The 15,527-nt window shown below is 71.5% G+C and carries 17 protein-coding genes and 2 riboswitches; of the genes, 10 read left to right on the top strand and 7 right to left on the bottom strand.

The features are described from left to right. Positions 1-837, top strand: coding sequence for an alpha/beta fold hydrolase (locus tag ACZ7L4_RS03175; protein ID WP_472099226.1), 837 nt, complete (start codon positions 1-3; stop codon positions 835-837). Positions 838-851: 14 nt separating this feature from the next. Here the strand turns inward: ACZ7L4_RS03175 and ACZ7L4_RS03180 are convergent, their stop codons facing one another. The 4 genes from ACZ7L4_RS03180 to ACZ7L4_RS03195 form a co-directional block, all read right to left on the bottom strand. After that, positions 852-1,550: a haloacid dehalogenase type II gene (locus tag ACZ7L4_RS03180; RefSeq protein ID WP_472099228.1), complete on the bottom strand. Its 699-nt coding sequence runs from the start codon at positions 1,548-1,550 to the stop codon at positions 852-854. Positions 1,551-1,663: 113 nt separating this feature from the next. Further along, positions 1,664-2,458: an ABC transporter ATP-binding protein gene (locus tag ACZ7L4_RS03185; protein WP_472099229.1), complete on the bottom strand. Its 795-nt coding sequence runs from the start codon at positions 2,456-2,458 to the stop codon at positions 1,664-1,666. Beyond that, the gene (locus tag ACZ7L4_RS03190; RefSeq protein WP_472100374.1) at positions 2,455-3,522 is read right to left on the bottom strand and encodes a FecCD family ABC transporter permease; all 1,068 of its coding nucleotides are present in this window, start codon (positions 3,520-3,522) and stop codon (positions 2,455-2,457) included. Before ACZ7L4_RS03190 ends, ACZ7L4_RS03185 begins: the two co-directional genes overlap by 4 nt. 35 nt (positions 3,523-3,557) lie before the next feature. Beyond that, the gene (locus ACZ7L4_RS03195) at positions 3,558-4,616 is read right to left on the bottom strand and encodes an ABC transporter substrate-binding protein (RefSeq protein WP_472099230.1); all 1,059 of its coding nucleotides are present in this window, start codon (positions 4,614-4,616) and stop codon (positions 3,558-3,560) included. 30 nt (positions 4,617-4,646) lie between these two features. Then, a riboswitch (cobalamin riboswitch) is annotated at positions 4,647-4,772 on the bottom strand. Between the two features lie 87 nt (positions 4,773-4,859). On the opposite strand from ACZ7L4_RS03195, the gene ACZ7L4_RS03200 reads away from it, so the two are divergent. From ACZ7L4_RS03200 to ACZ7L4_RS03220, 5 genes are all read left to right on the top strand, one after another. Next, a complete protein-coding gene (locus ACZ7L4_RS03200) occupies positions 4,860-5,576 on the top strand; it encodes a hypothetical protein (RefSeq protein ID WP_472099232.1) in 717 nt (238 codons plus the stop codon). Between the two features lie 179 nt (positions 5,577-5,755). Beyond that, positions 5,756-7,183: a PepSY-associated TM helix domain-containing protein gene (locus tag ACZ7L4_RS03205; RefSeq protein WP_472099234.1), complete on the top strand. Its 1,428-nt coding sequence runs from the start codon at positions 5,756-5,758 to the stop codon at positions 7,181-7,183. 107 nt (positions 7,184-7,290) lie between these two features. Continuing rightward, positions 7,291-7,413, top strand: a riboswitch (cobalamin riboswitch). A 61-nt stretch (positions 7,414-7,474) separates the two neighbouring features. After that, positions 7,475-7,864, top strand: coding sequence for a (2Fe-2S) ferredoxin domain-containing protein (locus ACZ7L4_RS03210; protein WP_472099236.1), 390 nt, complete (start codon positions 7,475-7,477; stop codon positions 7,862-7,864). Then, a complete protein-coding gene (locus tag ACZ7L4_RS03215; protein ID WP_472099238.1) occupies positions 7,861-8,535 on the top strand; it encodes a (2Fe-2S)-binding protein in 675 nt (224 codons plus the stop codon). The genes ACZ7L4_RS03210 and ACZ7L4_RS03215 overlap by 4 nt, the downstream gene beginning before the upstream one ends. Positions 8,536-8,666: 131 nt before the next feature. Then, positions 8,667-9,836 (top strand): amidohydrolase family protein, encoded by a 1,170-nt coding sequence (locus ACZ7L4_RS03220; protein ID WP_472099240.1) that lies wholly within the window; start codon positions 8,667-8,669, stop codon positions 9,834-9,836. A 100-nt stretch (positions 9,837-9,936) separates the two neighbouring features. Here the strand turns inward: ACZ7L4_RS03220 and ACZ7L4_RS03225 are convergent, their stop codons facing one another. The 3 genes from ACZ7L4_RS03225 to ACZ7L4_RS03235 form a co-directional block, all read right to left on the bottom strand. Then, the gene (locus tag ACZ7L4_RS03225; RefSeq protein ID WP_472099241.1) at positions 9,937-10,230 is read right to left on the bottom strand and encodes a hypothetical protein; all 294 of its coding nucleotides are present in this window, start codon (positions 10,228-10,230) and stop codon (positions 9,937-9,939) included. Between the two features lie 45 nt (positions 10,231-10,275). Continuing rightward, positions 10,276-11,049: a haloacid dehalogenase type II gene (locus tag ACZ7L4_RS03230; protein ID WP_472099243.1), complete on the bottom strand. Its 774-nt coding sequence runs from the start codon at positions 11,047-11,049 to the stop codon at positions 10,276-10,278. A gap of 97 nt (positions 11,050-11,146) precedes the next feature. Then, positions 11,147-11,542, bottom strand: a complete 396-nt coding sequence (locus ACZ7L4_RS03235; protein WP_472099245.1) for a cupin domain-containing protein — start codon at positions 11,540-11,542, stop codon at positions 11,147-11,149. A 52-nt stretch (positions 11,543-11,594) separates the two neighbouring features. Here ACZ7L4_RS03235 and ACZ7L4_RS03240 point away from each other — a divergent pair, with 52 nt between their 5' ends. From ACZ7L4_RS03240 to ACZ7L4_RS03255, 4 genes are all read left to right on the top strand, one after another. Further along, entirely contained in the window at positions 11,595-12,620 is a 1,026-nt protein-coding gene (locus tag ACZ7L4_RS03240) for a GlxA family transcriptional regulator (protein ID WP_472099246.1), read from the top strand. Between the two features lie 73 nt (positions 12,621-12,693). Then, positions 12,694-13,302 (top strand): TetR/AcrR family transcriptional regulator, encoded by a 609-nt coding sequence (locus tag ACZ7L4_RS03245; RefSeq protein WP_472099247.1) that lies wholly within the window; start codon positions 12,694-12,696, stop codon positions 13,300-13,302. Positions 13,303-13,523: 221 nt separating this feature from the next. Continuing rightward, positions 13,524-14,498: a phosphotriesterase family protein gene (locus ACZ7L4_RS03250; RefSeq protein WP_472099249.1), complete on the top strand. Its 975-nt coding sequence runs from the start codon at positions 13,524-13,526 to the stop codon at positions 14,496-14,498. Between the two features lie 53 nt (positions 14,499-14,551). Next, positions 14,552-15,514 (top strand): phosphotriesterase family protein, encoded by a 963-nt coding sequence (locus ACZ7L4_RS03255; protein WP_472099251.1) that lies wholly within the window; start codon positions 14,552-14,554, stop codon positions 15,512-15,514. Positions 15,515-15,527: the final 13 nt, after the last annotated feature.

Genomic DNA, 15,527 nt, shown 5'->3' on the forward strand with positions numbered 1-15,527 from the left:
ATGCCGAGCGAGTTCGAGTCACCCGAGTCCGTCTTCGGGCCTGTCACATCGGTCGAGTCCGCCGACGGGAGGGCCATCGCCTACCGGAGGGGCGGCTCGGGCCCGCCGGTCGTCATGGTCCACGGCTCCGGCGGCGGGCTGCACTCCTGGCAGCCGGTGGCCGAACTCCTCGCCGATCGCTACGAGGTGTGGACGCCCGCGCGTCGCGGCTACTCCCCGAGCGGGCCGGCCCGCTCGCCCAAGCGCTTCGCCGACGAGGTGGCGGATGTCGCGGCACTCATCGCCACGATCGGCCGCCCCGTGCATCTGGCCGGCATGTCCTACGGTGCGAACGTCGCCCTGCACGCGGCGCTGGCCGGTCTGCCCGTGCGTTCGCTGGTGCTGTGGGAGCCGCCGCTGTACGCGGTGGGCGCCGAACTGGCCCCCGTACTGGCGGAGTTCCGGGAACTGACCGCGAAGGGGGACCAGCGGCGGGCCGACCGGCTGCTGGCGGAGAAGGTGGCCCGTGTCCCGGCGGCGCTCCTGGACCTGATGGAGCCCGCGGAGCCCGCGGAGCCCGGCGAGAGCGATCCCGAGGAAGCGCGGGGCTGGTGCGGCGACCTCGAAGCGCTGATCGCCGACTCGGCGGACATCCAGCGCTGGGCCGATGTCACCGTCCCGACCCTGCTGATGCGGGGCGCCGACACCTGGGACCCGATGCCGACGACCCTCGACCGTCTCGCGGTCGCGCTGCCCAAGGTCACGTACACGACGTTCCCCGGGCAGATGCACTTCGCCCCGTCGCTCGTCCCCGACGCCGTGGCGGCGGAGATCGCGAGCTTCTTGCCGGACGCCTGAGACGAGCCTTCCCGTCACGCCCCGATCTGCGCCGCGAGGTCCGCCAGATCGGCGGCGTGGAAGTCGAACCGGTCGGAGGCGACGGGTGGGTCGCCGACAGGTCGGGCGACGTAGGCGGTACGCAGCCCCAGAGCCTGCGCCGCGCGCAGGTCCCAGGCGTGCGCGGCGACCATCAGCAGCCGCTCCGGCGGCCGACCGGACACGTCGACGGCCAGCCGGTACACCGCCGGATCCGGCTTGTACGTCCGGGCGTCCTCGGCGGACAGAGCCTGGTGCCAGCGGAGTCCGGCGTGGGCGTTGAGGCCGAGGAGCGCCGTACGGCTCGCGTTGGACAGCCCGATCAACGGGTACCGCTCGGAGAGCCGGGCCAGCCCCGCCACCGTGTCCGGCCAGGGCGGAAGCCTGCGCCCCGCCCGGGCCAGCTCCGCCACCGCGGCCGGCTCCCGGACCCCGGCGGCATCGGCGACGAGCCGTGCGGCCTCCAGGTCGATGACATCGCTGGCCGCGGGGGCCCGGCCACCGTCGAGTACGCGCTGCTGCTCGCGCTCGACGTGTTGCTGCCACAGTGCGAGGTGCTTCTCGACGGTGGACTCATCGCTGTCCCGGGCGAGTTGGCGGATCTCGGCCCGGATCCCGGCGGGTTCGTCGACGAGCGTGCCCAGAACGTCGAACACGAGGGCGTCGATCGCTGACTCTGACGTGGGCTCGGACATGAGGTGTCTCCCGGAGGAAGCAGGGGGTGTGCTGCCGGCCATTGATCCAACGCCACCGGCAGCCACCCGGATTCCCGCATCGCACGGGCCGCCCGATCGGAAACCGTCGGAAGCTAGGGGAAGCTCCCCTCCTCCTCCGGCAGATACGTCACCTGCGGTCGCCGCGTGCGCGGGTGGACGGCGACCTCGGCGTGCACCTCGTAGACCTCGGCCAGGAGCCGCGGGGTGAGCACCTCGTGCGGTGGGCCCGATGCGACGACCGAACCTCCCCGCAGGACGTACAGGCGGTCGCAGTAGTGGGCAGCCAGGTTGAGGTCGTGGAGGGCCACCAGGACCGTTGCGGGCAGGCGGCGCAGGGCCGACAGGATCTCCAACTGGTGCCTGATGTCGAGGTGGTTGGTGGGTTCGTCGAGGACGAGGAGGGACGGTTGCTGGGCCAGGGCGCGGGCGATGAGGACGCGTTGGCGTTCGCCGCCGGAGAGGTGGGCGAAGGGCCGGTCGGCGAGGTCGGCGGCATCGACGGAGGTCAGTGACGCCTCGATCAGGGCCGCGTCCTCCGCCGTGTCGCCCGCCAGCAGGCGCTTGTGCGGGGCGCGGCCCATCGCGACGACCTCGGCCACCGTCAGTTCCACATCGGCCCCCGCGTCCTGCACGACGGCGGCCACCGTGCGGGCCAGCCGGCGCACCGGCAGCGACCACGCGTCGGCGCCGTCCACGCGCACCGTCCCCGCGTTCGGGCGCAGCACCCGGTACACGGCGCGCAGCAGCGTGGACTTGCCGCTGCCGTTGGGGCCGACGAGGCCGATGGTCTCGCCCGGTCGGGCGGTCAGCGAGACGTCGTCGACCAGGCGGCGTGCGCCCGCCGTGAGCGTGAGGCTCTCGACCTGGAGGTCCGAGGGCGTCGTCATCCGACACCTCCCGCGTTCCGACGCCGGGCGTCCCGTCGCATCAGCCACAGGAAGAACGGGCCGCCGCACAGCGCCGTGAGCACACCGACCGGGATCTCCATCGGCGCGGCGACCGTCCGTGCCGCGATGTCCGCCCACACGAGGAACACGGCACCGCCCAGGGCGGCCGTCGGCAGCACCCGCCGGTGGTCGCCGCCGACGAGCAGGCGCACGATGTGCGGCAGCATCAGGCCGACGAAGCCGATCGGCCCGGCCGCCGCGACCAGCACACCGGTGACCAGCGAGACCAGCACGAACATCCGGGCGCGGAAGCGGGCCACGTCCAGGCCCATCGTCGTGGCGGCCTCCTCGCCCGCGAGCAGCAGGTTCAGGTTCGGCGCCTGCACCATGAGGACACCGATCCCGATGAGCAGGCCGAGTCCCGGCAGCCACAGCGAGTTCCAGGACACCCCGCCCAGACCGCCCAGCGTCCAGGCGAGGACCGTACGTGCCTCGTTGCCGCGGTCCGTGGTGAGCAGCAGCAGGTTGAGCAGCGCGCTGAGGATCGACGCGACCGCCACACCCGACAGGATCAGGCGGCCGGACGTGATGCGGCCGCCGGTGCGCGCGGTGGCGTAGACGAGGACGAGGGCGCCGAGCGCGCCCGCGAACGCCGCCGCCGACAGTGACATCGCGCCGACCACACCGACCCCGAACACGAGGACCGCGACCGCGCCGAGCGAGGCACCGGACGAGACACCAAGGAGGTACGGCTCGGCGAGCGGATTGCGCACCAGGGCCTGCAGGGCCGTGCCGACGACCGCCAGACCCGCGCCGGTCATGGCCCCGAGCAGCACACGCGGCGCCCGCACGTCGAGCACGATCGTCTCCCGCGCCCGCGACCAGTCCGCTTCGCCCCACCAGTCGGCGCCCAGGGCGTGCGTCACGATGCCCCACACCTGACCGGGCGGCACATGCACCGAGCCGATGGCGAGTCCGGCCGTGAGCGAGACGAGGAGCAGCGCGGCGAGCACGACCAGGGTGGCGGTGAGCCGCGCCCCCTGGCCGATGTGTCGCCCCCGCACGCCGGCCGGTCTCTTGCCGGCCACCGCGGGCGCCGTCACTTGAAGCTCTCCGGGTGCAGCCCGCGCGCAAGACCCTCGACCGCGTACGCCGACCGGACCCCGACCAGCGTCGCGGTCAACGGCAGCACCACGAACCGCTTGTGCTTGATGGCGGGTACGTCGGCGAGCGCGGGCTGCGCGAGCAGGTACCGCTTCTTCTGCTCGACGCTCTTGTCGCCCGCGTAGTCGTAGATCGCGATGACCTCGGGCTTGCGGTCGACGACCTGCTCCCAGGAGACATCACCGAACACGTCGTCCAGATCGGCGAACACATTGCGGCCGCCCGCCTGGTGGATCAACTGCGTGCCGAGGCCCTTGCCGCCCGCGGTGAAGGCCGACTTGTCCCCGCTGTCGTACACGAACACGGGGACGTCCGGCCTGCCCCGGACGGCGGCGCTCGCCTTCGCGACCCGTCCGCGGAGCTCGGAGACGAGGGTGTCGGCGCGGTCGGGGACACCGAAGATCTTGCCGATGGTGCGTATCTCGGCGTAGGTGTCCCGCATGGTCACGTTCTTCTTGCCGCAGTACTCGCGGTTGAGGTACGTGTCGATGCCGGCGTCGGCGAACGCCTTGCGCGAGCGGCCCTCCTTCTCGTCGAACGCGCTGGAGTACCCGCCGTAGACGAAGTCGGGTTCGGTCTCGAGGACCTTCTCGAACGAGGGCGCCTTCGCGGCGAGTTGCGGCACCGACGCGTAGTCCTTGCGCAGGCTCGGCAGGACTGCGGAGTCGGGGAACGCCGTGCCGACCATGCGGTCCTTCAGACCGAGGGAGAGCAGGAGTTCGGCAGGGTGCTGATGGATGGTCACCACGCGCGAGGGCGGCCTGTTGTACGTCGTCTTGACGCCGCAGTTGTCGATGGTGACGGGGAAGCCCTTGGCGGTCGACGCCTTCGGGCGGCTGTCGGCGCCGGCGGCGTCCGGTCCGGACGGGCCGCAGCCGGCGGTGAGCACCGTCGCCGACAGCGCGGCGAGGGCGGCCGTGACACGCACGGCGAAGCGCCGCCGTCGCACACGGGGAAGGGGAAGGTCATGGGGACGGTACGGACCGTCGTACACGTGAAGCCTCCTACGGAGTCCGCGCTCCTCGGAATGAGCCCGCGACGGGCCAGTGACCTGACTCCCGGGCCGCGTCGACACGCGCTGCCCGGTCACAGTGGCGGGACCGTGCCGGATTCGCACCGGCTTCCTGTCACCCGTCGCGGTGATGACCCGGCGATCCTACGTGGCTTCCACGGTGCGCACGCCGGGTTGCGAACCTGCCGGTGATCACAGGGGCGCGGATGCCAAGATGGGTCGGCCATGACCACACGCCGGAACGCTCGCGCTGGACGGGCCGCGATGTTCGCGGCCGTCTGCGTGCTGCTCACGGCGCTCGCGCACACGCTCATGTCCGGTGACACCGTGCCGTGGTGGGCCCTGGCCGCCGGGTTCGCGGCCACTGGGGGAGCGGCGTGTGGGCCCGCAGGGCGCGAGCGGGGAGTCCTGCCGGTCGTGGGCCTGTCGGTGGTCGCGCAGGCCGGGCTGCACCTCTTCTTCTCGTGGGCGCAGGTCGTCGCGCACCCGGCGGCTTCGGGCGGTTCTGTCGCCGGGCAGTGGCTGGATCACGTGTTGTGCCGCACGCCCATGGAATCGATGGGGTCCATGGGCGACATGCCCATGCGCGACATGCCCATGGGTGCGATGCCGCCCGACGCGATGGGCGGCATGCACGAAATGGGCCATGCCGGTCATGACATGGGCGGCATGTCTCCCTCCGGCATGCTCCTGGCCCACCTGCTGGCCGCCGTGCTGAGCGGGCTGTGGCTCGCGTACGGCGAGCAGGCCGCGTTCCGTCTCGCGCGGTGCGTCGCCGACCGGATCGTCGCGCCGCTGACGCTCCCGTTCCGCCTGCCGACTCCGCCGCACCGGCCGCGCATTCACGCCCGCCGCACCCGGCGCGCCCGTACGCCGCGCGAGCTGCTCCTCGCGGACCCCATCACCTCCAGAGGCCCACCCGCAGGGAACGCTGTCGCCTGACGACAGCCGGTTCACCCGAGGCTGCGCCGCACCCTCGGGCGTCGGCCGTGCGCACGCCCGGAGCGGGCCCGCGCGGCCGAGTTCCCTCGCAACGCACCGGATCCGGATGTGTCCAGGGCCGCCGCCGAAAGGCGGGGCCCGCGCCCGGACTCCGTGCTGCCCGAAACTGGAGGACCACGTTGTCCATCACCTCCGAGACGTCAGACACCTCTGACTCCCGCCCCGCAGAAGAGAGTCGGCAGGCGCCGCCCGCCGACCGGTCGGCCTGGGCGTCACTGCGCCCGCTGGTGCTCCGACTGCACTTCTACGCCGGGGTGTTCGTTGCCCCGTTCCTGTTCGTCGCCGCGGTCACGGGCCTGCTCTACGCGGGCTCGTTCCAGGCCGAGAAGATCGTCTACGCCCATGAGCTGAACGTCCCCGTGGGCAAGGCCCAACTGCCCATCGCCGAACAGGTCGCCGCCGCCCGCAAGGCCCATCCGGAAGGAGACGTCAGCGCCGTGCGGCCGTCGCCCGAGGCCGGGGCGACGACGCGCGTCATGCTCTCCGGTGTCGTGGGAGTCGACGCCGACCACACGCTCGCGGTGTTCGTGAACCCGTACAACGGCGAGGTACGCGGCGCCCTCGAACAGTACGGATCGACCGGCGCGCTGCCCCTGCGCACCTGGATCGACGAACTCCACCGCGACCTCCACCTGGGCCAAGTGGGCCGCCTGTACAGCGAGTTCGCCGCGAGTTGGATGTGGGTGATCGCGGGTGGCGGACTCGTCCTCTGGTTCGCCCGCCGCCGCTCGCGTCGCGCGATCCGAGGGACGACCGGCCGCAGGCGCACCCTGTCGCTGCACGGATCGGTGGGAGTCTGGGCGGCGCTCGGACTCTTCTTCCTGTCCGCCACGGGCCTGACCTGGTCGACGTACGCGGGTGCCAGCATCACCGACCTGCGCGAAGCGCTCGGCCAGACCACACCGGCGGTCTCCGCGTCCGCCGCCCCTGCCTCCGGTGGTGAACACGCAGGGCACGACATGGGCGGATCGGGTGCTCCGGCAGGCGACGGCGGCGTCGGTCTGAACGCGGTGCTGGAGGCGGCCCGCGCCGAAGGCCTCTCGAACCCCGTGGAGATCGTCCCGCCCGCCGACCCCTCCTCGGCGTACGTCGTCCAGCAGATCCAGCGGAGTTGGCCGGAGAAGCAGGACGCCGTAGCCGTCGACCCGGCGAGCGGGCAGGTCACGGACGTCGTGCGGTTCGCCGACTACCCGGTGCTCGCCAAGCTGTCCCGCTGGGGCATCGACCTGCACACCGGCAACCTGTTCGGCCTCGTCAACCAGATCGCCCTCGCCGCCCTCGCCCTGGCGGTGGTGCTCCTCATCGTGTGGGGATACCGGATGTGGTGGCAGCGCGGGCGCGGTTCCGCCTTCGGGCGGCCGGTTCCGCGCGGTGCCTGGCAGCAGGTGCCGCCGTACGTCGTGGTGCCGGCGATGGTGGTGATCGCCGTGCTCGGCTACTTCGTGCCGCTGCTCGGCCTGCCGCTCGCGGCGTTCATGCTCTGCGACATCGTGCTCGGCGAGATCGCGTACAGGCGGGGCAAGCGGACGTACGCGCCTGTTGCCTGATGTAGGCCGCTGAACGCCCTCGCCCCTGGTGCCGGAGTGCCGGAGTTGCCGACATCAGGGGCGGGGCCGGATGGCATGATGTCCGGGAACACGGGCGACGGCGGCCCGAGGAAACCGGTGTGAATCCGGTGCGGTACCGCCACTGTGATCGGCGAGCGGATCCCGGAAGACCACTGCCCCGTGAGGGCGGGAAGGCCGGGGCGAGCACGGACCCGAGAGCCAGGAGACTCACGCTGTCGCCCCCTCGAAGCAATCCGGGGCGGAACTCCCCGGCCAGAGGGAGGATGCTCCATGTCCCGACGACGACGCGCCGACGCCCCGGCACCCGCGGCGGGCCGGGCGGTTCCGTGCCGCCTGGTCGTGTGCCGCGACTGCTGCTGCGGCACGGTCAAGGTCAGCGGCGACCACGCGGCGCAGACGGCCCGGTTGCGGGAGATCGCCCCGCTGCGGATCTCCGAGTGCCTCGACGTCTGCGAACAGGCCAACGTCATCGTCGTGCAGCCCTCCGCCGCCGGACGGGCGGCCGGAGCGCGGCCGGTGTGGCTGGGCCTGGTCAACGACCGTGACGCCACCGAGGACATCGCGGACTGGGTGCGGGCGGGCGGACCGGGAGTGGCACCGTGCCCCGAGATCCTGGAGTTCTACGTCATCAAGCCGCCGCGCAGGGCCCCGATCTCATGACCGCGGTGCCGTCGGAACAGGTCACCGAGGCGCTGCGTGACGTGGCGGCACGACTCGGCGGCTTCTTCGCCCTCGACACGACGCCGGCACGGTCGGCGGGCGCGCGGCTCGTCCACGCAGGCCTCGCCGAACGCGCCCGGGCCGTCAACGACCACTACGACACCGCCGCCGAACCCCGCATCGGCGCCTCCATCGCCCACCTCGGCCTCGCGGCACGCCTCTGGTCACCGGTCCTCGCCTGCGCGCTCGTCCACGGGATCGTGCCGAGCGTGAGCGCGGTGGAGTGGTCGGGGGAGGGGCCGGCCCTCCGCCTGCCGGGCCCGGAGGGATGCCGCGCGCCGGAGCTCCCGGCACTGGCCGACGCGGTGTACGAGGAGGTCGACCACGTGCTGGAGCAGGTCGAGAGCGGCCTCGCCATCAAGGTGGCACCGCGCCTGCTGGCCGGCAATTCGGCCTCGGCGCTCGTCGGATCGGCGGCGCAATTGCTGCGGATCCGGCCGGACTTGAAGACAGAAGTCACCTTTCTGGCACGGGAGTTGCTGGAGACGGGCAGGCTGCGGGACACGGGTCGGATCATCGGCCCGGGTCCGACGTTCCGCCGCCGCAGCTGCTGTCTCTTCTACCGGGCCCCGAACGGCGGCAAGTGCGGAGACTGCTGTCTGGTGGGATGACGACGACACGGTGGGAGGGAGTGGGGGCGAGTTGGCGCGTACAGCCAGGAACTCCCCGCTCTTTCTGATGTCCTGCGTTGCGACAGCTGACGTTCTTGACGTTCTTCGCATGCGAGAGAGAGCCGCGATTCATGTTGATCACCGCCGCGCGTGTCCTGACCGGACCTGATCTTCGCGTTGTCGCCGACGGGGCGGTGCTCGTACGCGAGGGCGTCCTCGCCGCCGTCGGTCCGCGCGAGGAGGTCGAGCCCCAGGCACGGCCCGACGAACCTCGGCTCGACTTCCCGGCCGGGACGGTCCTCCCGGGCCTGATCGACGCCCACGTGCACCTCTGCTTCGACGCGGGACCGGACCCCGTATCCACGCTCCAGGAACAGGACGACGAGGCGCTGTTCGCGGCGATGGCGGCGCGGGCGCGGCAACTACTGGCCGTCGGCGTCACGACGGCCCGCGACCTCGGCGACCGCAACGGCCTCGCCGTGCGCCTCGCGCGGGACATCGAGCAGGGTTCGGCCGTCGGGCCGCGGGTCGTCTCCGCGACGACCCCCGTCACTCCGCCCGGTGGCCACTGCTGGTTCCTCGGCGGCGAGGTCTCGGGGCCGGACGAAGTCCGTCGGCTGGTGCGGGGCAATGCCGAGTCCGGTGCCCGAGTCATCAAGGTGATGGCGACCGGCGGCGGACTCACCAAGGGTGGGGCCGCGAGCTGGGAGTCGCAGTTCTCCGGCGAGGAGTTGGCGGCGCTCGTCGACGAGGCGCACCGCGCCGGACTGCCGGTCGCCGCGCACGCACACGGCGCGGACGGCATCACCGCGGCGGTCGCGGCGGGCGTCGACACCATCGAGCACTGCACGTGGATGACGGCCGACGGATTCGAGGTCCGCGAGGACGTGCTCGACCAGATCGTCCAGCAGAACATCTACGTCTGCCCCACGGTCAGCCCGAACTGGCGGATGCTGCCGAAGTTCTTCGGCGCGGATCGCGCCGAGGCCATGTTCGACGTGATCCGTCGGACGGCCGAGGCCGGGGCGCGGCTGATCGCGGGAACCGACGCGGGCGTCCAGCGCGCCGGTTTCGACGGCCTGCCCGCCGCCCTCACGTTCTACGAGCACCTGGGCCTGCCCAACGACCGCGTTCTCGCGATGGCGACGACGGAGGCCGCTCACGCGCTTGGCCTCGACGAGACGACCGGCCAACTCACTCCCGGCTACAGCGCGGACGTCCTGGTGGTGGAGGGTGATCCGCTGACGGATCTGACCGCGTTGCAGGCGGTCGAGACGGCGCTCGCGGCGGGCAGGCGGTAACACGCAGTAAGAGTGGGGGAGTTGCTCAGTTCCCCGCGCACGGGTCTTCGCCCTCGGCCAGTGGCCGGGTGTCGGCCGCCAGGCAGGAGGAGTGCACGCGTCACCGCTCACCGCCGAAGTGGTCGCGGAGCGCGTCGCTGCAATCGTCGTCGTTGGCATTCCGGATGCGCGAGAACGCCACCACTCCATCCTTCTTGCCGTCCCGCTCGTTCTTCGCCAACTGCTTCTCGATGGAGGCGATCAGCTCGGCGCACTGGGCACTGACCGGCTTCTCGGGCCGCGGGTCGGGCTCCGAGGAGGTGTTCAACCCGTACGTGGCGGCGAGCCCGGCGGCGCACAGCACCGCCCACGTGACGATCCACGCGCGACGGCTGGTCGGTATCGGTCTTGGCACCCCGGCATCCTACGAGCCCCGTGCAGTTGCCGTGGGAACGGGAGTTCACCCCGCAGGCGGCGCGAGGTGCCGGTCCGCGGTCCAGAGCCGGTCACCGACGACCGTCGCCAACTGGACCAGATCTCCCGCCACCAAGTCCCAGTCCCCATCGGGCGCCAGGTCCTTCGCCTGCGTGGGCCCGTACTCGGTCGGCCGTGCGATGAACGCGGTCCGGAGGCCCGCGTCCCGGGCGGCCCGCAGGTCCTCGTTGTGTGCCGCGGCGAGCATGACCTGCTCGGGACGCAGCCCCAGGAACGAGGCCGCCCGCTCGTAGGCCTGCCGCTGCGGTTTGTACGCGCGGGTGATGTCAGAGGCGACGATCACGTCCCAGGGGAGGCCCGCGTGCTTGGCCAGGCGGGCGAGGAGCGCGAGATTACCGTTGGACAGCGCTCCGACCGTGACACTGCGGGCGAGTCGTGCCAGGCCGGCCGCCGAATCCGGCCAGGCGGGCAGCCGATGCCACGCCTCGTTGAGCCACGTCAGCTCGATCTCGTCGAAGGCGGCGGGGTCGACTCCGTGCTCGGCGAGCACGATCCGCAGGTTCTCCGCGTGGAGAACGTCGAGCGGCGTGAAGTCCCGCTCGCCGTTGCGTACGGGTTCCATCGCCGGCTGGTACAGCGCCCGCCAGCGCATGGCGAACGCCGTCCCGTCGAGGGTCAGGCGATGACGTGAGGCGAAGTCGTCGACGGCGGACGCGACACCAGTCCGCCAGTCGACGACCGTGCCGAAGGTGTCGAACAGCACGGCCTCGATCTGTGGGGTTCGCCCATCCACTGACATCGACCCTTCGTAGGCGGCGCGGACGGCCACGCGCGGCGGCACGAAAGATCATGATGCGCTCCGGGTGCAGGCGGGGTAAAGGCATCAGGGGGACGGGTCAGGTGCTGAGTGCGTGTCCGGTCGTTGAGTCGACGTGCTCGGGGACCTCGTCATGGCGATCGCCCACGGTCGGTGTCCCGGTGGGCTCAAACATGAGGATCGCGGCGCCGGAGGGGGCGCACGGCTTGTGCTCTGTGCCTCGGGGGACGGTGAAGACCGCCCCCTGTGGGAGCAGGACCGTGCGCTCCCCGTCGGGCTCGCGCAGGGAGATCCGCAGCTCACCGTCGAGCACCAGGAAGAACTCGTCGGTGTCTTCGTGCACGTGCCAGATGTGTTCGCCCTCGACCTTGGCGATGCGGACGTCGTAATCGTTGACGCGCGTGACGATGCGGGGGCTCCACAAGGCATCGAAGGAGTCCAGCGCCTTGCTGAGGGAGATGGGTTCGCTGTTCATGTGCTCATCCTGAGCCGTTTCGCTCGACCACCGCGAGTGCTAGGAATTGCATATGGCGAAAGAATCCTCGCACGCAGCTCACGCGGCGGGCGTACACCGGGTCGTCGTGATCGTGGACGAGAACTCGAACCCCTTCGAGCTCGGCTGCGCGACCGAGGTCTTCGGTCTGCGCAGACCGGAGATCGGCCGTGATCTCTACGACTTCAGGCTCTGCTCTCCCGAGCCCCACACCCTGATGCGAGACGGATTCTTCACGCTCACGGGAGTCGCCGACCTGGAAGCGGCGGACGCGGCGGACACCTTGATCGTCCCCAATCGCCCGGACGTCGAAGTGCCCCGCCGTCCCGCTGTGCTCGATGCCGTCCGCCGGGCACACGCCCGCGGTGCGCGTCTGGTCGGCTTCTGCAGCGGTGCCTTTACGCTGGCCGAGGCCGGAGTCCTCGACGGGCGCCGGGCCACCGCGCACTGGCAATGGTCGGAGTCCTTCCGGACCCGCTTCCCCTCTGTCCAGCTCGAGACAGACGTGCTGTTCGTGGACGACGGTGACATCCTCACCGCAGCAGGCAGTGCAGCTGCGCTCGATCTTGGGCTGCATCTGGTCCGCCGCGACTACGGCGCGGAGGTCGCCAACTCGGTGAGCCGGCGGCTGGTCTTCGCGGCGCATCGGGACGGCGGGCAGCGGCAGTTCGTGGAGCGCCCCGTCCCCGACCTGCCGGACGAGTCCTTGGCACCTGTCCTGGCCTGGGCCCAGGAACGGCTGGACTCACCGCTCACCGTGTCCGGCCTCGCGGCGCGTGCGGCGGTCAGTCCGGCGACGCTGCATCGCCGCTTCCAGGCGCAACTGGGCACGACCCCGCTGGCGTGGCTGACAGGGGAACGGCTGGCTCTGGCATGCCGATTGATCGAGCGAGGCGAGTCCCGTTTCGAGGTGGTCGCGCGACGCAGCGGGCTTGGCACCGCTGCCAATCTGCGCACGCTGATGCGCCGCGCGACCGGCATCACACCGTCTGCGTACAAGCGCCGGTTCGGGCCGGAGGTGGGGGCTTTTCCTGCAGGTGGACCGCGCGCCGGGCGATGAGCCGGTCCATGCCCACTGACCTCGGCGGACGTCCCGGAGGGCCGGTGCGTGGCGTGACGTTAGGATTTCCGGCATGGCGAACCTTCGACAGGCGCAGAAGCAGATGACGCGCCGCCTCCTGCTGGAGTCCGGGCTCGAGCTGTTCACGACGAAGGGCTACGCCGCCACCAAGGTCGACGAGATCGCGACCGCCGCGGGCACCACCCGCGTGACGTTCTACGCGTACTTCCCCTCCCGGACCGACCTGATGAAGGCGCTCATCGACGAGCGGCTCAACGAGGCACTCCAGCGCGTCCGTTCCCCGGAGCACGGCTCCACGGCCCAGGACCTCGTCGCCACCGTGGCCGACGGCACGGCGGAGGGAATCGGCGCGTGGCTGCGGCGCACCGCCGACAGCTGGCCCGAGATCCGGCCGATCATCCGCGTCGGCCGGGACGCCGCCGCGGTCGATCCGGAGCTGCGCGACCTCGTCGACCGGTGGATGGAAGAGGCCATCAGCGACATCGAGGACGGCCTGACGCGGGCCGGCCGCTTCGCCCCCCACCAGCGCCGCTTCAAGGGGGTGCTGGCGATGGCCGAGCTGGACTACGTCGCCCAGCACTGGGGCAGCGCCGACTGGAAGCTCAGTCGAGAGCAACTGCTCGACGAGCTGAGCGCCAGCTGGGTGCGCCTGCTGACCTGACGTACCTGACGCACCCGGCACCACCTTCGTCAAAGGCTCCTCCGAGGCCCTCCACGGCCTCGGAGGAGCCTTTTTTGCTCACATGGCCGGCTGTCGCGCAATGCCATGACCAGTTATTTTTCATCGCGTTTGTTTGCTTGACGCGCTGTAAAGCGAATCGCTAGCGTGACGGCATCCACAGGGGCGCGCCACCGCACCCGCACCGGACACGTGAGGCAGGCATGAGCGTGAACAGCACCACCGTGAACACCGTCCTGGGACCGGTGCCGGCCGACGAACTGGGCGTTGTCTCCGTCCACGAGGCGCTGCTCTCGGTGCTCCCGGGCGCCGAGCACGCCTTCGACGTCACCCTCGACCGCGCCGAGATCTTCGAGACACTCGCCGCCAAGCTGCGCGAGTTCCGCTCCCACGGCGGCGGCACCCTCGTCGACAGCACCGGCATGTTCCACGGCCGCGACCTGCGGCTCTACGAGTCCCTGTCCCGCGCCACCGGCGTCCACATCGTCGCCACGACCGGCCAGGGCCCCGAGGAACTGCTCGGCGGCTACTTCCTCACCCCGCAGACCAACCCGCCGACACCCTGGCCGGCCGACAAGTTCGCCGACCTCTACGCCCGGGAGGTCACCGAGGGCATGGTCGTCCCGCGTGTCGAGCGCCGCGGACCGGCCGGCCTCGTCACCACCGCCGTCACCCGCGCAGGCATGACCGCCACCGACGAGAGCCTGCTGCGCGGCGCCGCCCGCGCCGCCCTCGCCACCGGCACCGCCGTCTCCTTCCGGCACGGCGCCGACGCCGCGGCAGAACTCGACGTCGTCCTGGACGAGCGGCTCCCGGCCGACCGCGTCGCCGTCGGCGGCCTCGACCGCAAGGACGCCGTCGCCGCAGGCGCACCCGAGAAGATCGCCGCCCGCGGCGCCCACGTCCTCCTCGACCACGTCGGCACCGAGGACGACGAGCACGTGACCGACGCCGAGCGCGCCGCCCTGGTCGCCGACCTCGTGCGCGCCGGACACACCGACCGGATCCTGCTCTCCGTCGGCGCGACCGGGGTGGCCAAGGGGCACCCCGCGGGCGACCTGCCGTACAGCCATCTGCTGACCGACTTCGTGCCGCTGCTGCGCGCGCACGGCATCGACGACGGCGACGTACGGCACATCCTCGAGGCCAATCCGCGCGAGCTGCTCGCGGTGCGCTGAACGCCCGACACGCCCCCAACCATCCGTCAAAAGACCTTTCGAAGGTGAGCGTTGTGTCGCGAGTGAACACCGTCCTGGGACCGATCCCCGCCGAGGAGCTGGGCTTCGTGGCCGTCCACGAACACATCGGCTACGGCATGCCCGGCTCCGAACTGGACACGCAGTGGTGGCAGGCCCCCGAGCGGCGCTACGAGGAGACCGTCCCGAAGCTGCGCCGCTTCCACGAACTGGGCGGCGGCACCTTCGTCGACGCCACCGGCATCTGCAACGGCCGCGACGTCGACCACTACAAGTCCCTCTCCGCGAAGACCGGAGTCCACATCGTCGCCTGCACCGGCTTCGTCGGCGGCGACACCGCCCTGCCGCACTTCGCCCGCGCCGAAGTCGACTACCTGGCACACCAGTTCGTGCACGAGATCACCGTCGGCATCGGCGACACCGGCAGCCGCGCCGGTGTCATCAAGGTCGGTGTGAGCCGCGGCGGCCGCATGACCGATCTCGACAAGCGCATCTACCGCGCCGCCGCCCGCGCCGCGCTCGCCACCGGCGCACCGATCCTCACCCACCTCGCCATCGACGCCGAGAACGCCGTAGCGATCTTCAACGAAGAGCAACTCCCGCTGAAGCGCGTCCTGTTCGGGCACGTCGACGACGGCGTGAACGCCGACAAGACCCGCGACACCTGGATCGCCGAGCAGGGCGGCCGCATCGGCTTCGACACCTTCGGCTACGAGACCGAGCTGCCCGACCCGCCGTTCTGGGCCCGCCCCCGCAAGGAACGCCTGGACCACTTCCTGCGGTTCGTCGACGGAGGCCGCCGCATCGGCCAGGTCCTCGCCTCCGCCGACGCCAACTGCTCCCCGCTGGGCTGGCCCGGCGTCAAGGGACACACCGTCAACTACCTGTTCGACGAGCTGATCCCGGACCTGCGCGCCGCCGGACTCGACGAGGTCGCCATCCGGACGATCTTCGTCGACAACCCGGCCGATTTCCTGGCCGTCCAGCCGACGTCCTGACCCTCCAGAAGTA

The sequence above is a fragment of the Streptomyces sp. NPDC107575 genome (assembly GCF_055657265.1).